The organism is Novosphingobium chloroacetimidivorans (genome assembly GCF_014204535.1).
Lineage (GTDB): Bacteria > Pseudomonadota > Alphaproteobacteria > Sphingomonadales > Sphingomonadaceae > Novosphingobium > Novosphingobium chloroacetimidivorans.
In genome coordinates this window covers 1-1,709 of the sequence record NZ_JACHLR010000077.1, presented here as the reverse complement: position 1 = coordinate 1,709, position 1,709 = coordinate 1, and the positions used below count along the sequence as shown (strand labels likewise).

1 protein-coding gene and 1 pseudogene are annotated in these 1,709 nt (G+C 62.9%); both read right to left on the bottom strand.

What is annotated here, in order from left to right:
- A pseudogene (locus HNO88_RS21885) lies at positions 1 to 94 on the bottom strand (IS5-like element ISRhru5 family transposase); the annotation flags it as partial.
- A gap of 296 nt (positions 95 to 390) precedes the next feature.
- Complete coding sequence (locus HNO88_RS21880) at positions 391 to 1,545, bottom strand: IS110 family RNA-guided transposase (RefSeq protein WP_184250941.1); 1,155 nt, start codon at positions 1,543 to 1,545, stop codon at positions 391 to 393.
- Positions 1,546 to 1,709 lie beyond the last annotated feature (164 nt).

Here is a 1,709-nt window from a genome sequence, read left to right as displayed (position 1 = left end):
GCTTGAGGGCGATCGGCATGCCGTTGGCATCCACCAGCGCGTGGATCTTGGTGGTCAGGCCGCCGCGCGAGCGACCCATGCAACCGGGTCCCCCTCACATGGGGATATTCTAGTCAAGCGCCTGTGTGCCTACAGCATGTGTAGTCTCCCGGTTATCGGATCCATGGTCTGAGCCTGCTGCAACAAGCGTCCCGTCAACCGGTCCGCTCTAACCTCACATCCGGTCGCCGCTCGTGCGCGGCGGCACCACAATCCCGCTTGCGTCGGGGTCGGCTTAGAGAGACGGGACCAACCTTTTTGTCGGCGGCCTAAGCCAATGGGGACCGACGGTCCGTCTACCTGGATCCGGCAGGGTTGCTCCCTGCGGAAACTGTTCTGCGTGTCCTGGGATTAGGCGGGCTTGAGTAGGGCGCCCTTTGGCACAACGCCCGCCGAACTAAACTGCCACAGCGAAATCAGCAACTTGCGGGCAAGCGCGACGATCATCACGCGGCGGACTCGCCCTCCGTTTGTTTGTACTCGCTCTTCGAACCACCGGGTTAGTTCCGATGTTGGCTGATGCCGCAGCCATAGCCAGGCCACCTGGATCATCATCGTGCGCAGCCTCTTGTTGCCGGCCTTGGACACGCCTTGTTCGCGGTCCATCGCGCCACTTTGCCAAGGTGATGGCGCCAGTCCTGCATAGCAAGCAACCTGTCGCCGGTTGCTGAAGCTCCGGAAGAATGCCTCGGCATGGAGGACGGCAGCGAACTCGGGGCCGATGCCGCGCAGCTGGAGCAGACGGGCGCTTGCCGGCTCGGCCGTGTCCTGTGTCGCTGCCTCGAGCATCGCGTCTCTCTCGCGCTCGACCTCCTTGATCTGCCGCATGACCAGCTCGAGCCGATCCAACTCGCGCTCGATCTCCCGCTTGATGTGGCTGGGCAGCGGTCGGCCGTCGCCCGTAGTCAGCTCCTCTAGGCGCGACCGCCGGTTCGCACGCAGGGGCTCATAGTCGCCAACGCCTTGTGCAAAGAGAAGGCCTTTAACACGATTGATATGCCGGATGCGTTCGACAACCAATGAACGCCGCTCGCGGCAGATGCGGCGGCGATCTTCGTCTTCGACGCTCGGCACAGCCACCATCGCACAGACGCGCGGCTCTCCTCGCTTGTATGCAAGCAGTGTGCGGACCAGCGCCTCGCCGTCGAGCTTGTCCGTCTTCGCACGGCGACTACGCCAAGAGGCCGCGATCGAGGCGGCATCAACGACATGGCTCTCGATACCCTCGCGCGTGAGGCAGCGGTGTATCCAGAAGCCGTCCAGGCCCGCCTCCTGGATAACGACCAGTGGATACTCCTCGCCTGTCCGCTCCTCGGCCCTCGCCTGCAGTTGTGCAAACCGGTTCAGGAGCGACGGTACGTCGCCGCCTTTGACCTGATGTCGAGAAAGGCGCTCACCCCGGCCTGGGGACAGCGAGGTCACCAACCAGGTGGAACGGCTAAGCTCTAGCGACACGAAGATCGCATTGAGCTGCGTGCTGACGGCGGCATCAGACGAAATAGACACGGCAACCTCCTTCACGACAATGCGGGAAGGTAATCATGCCTCAACCAGCGCAGCCCGCGCCCATGGGATCTTTTTACTGCCGTTGGCACCGTGCTGGTGGACCCGGATCGAAGAGGAGTCGATCATCTGCACGTCGCCCTCGTAAGCGTCTGACACAGCTTCCA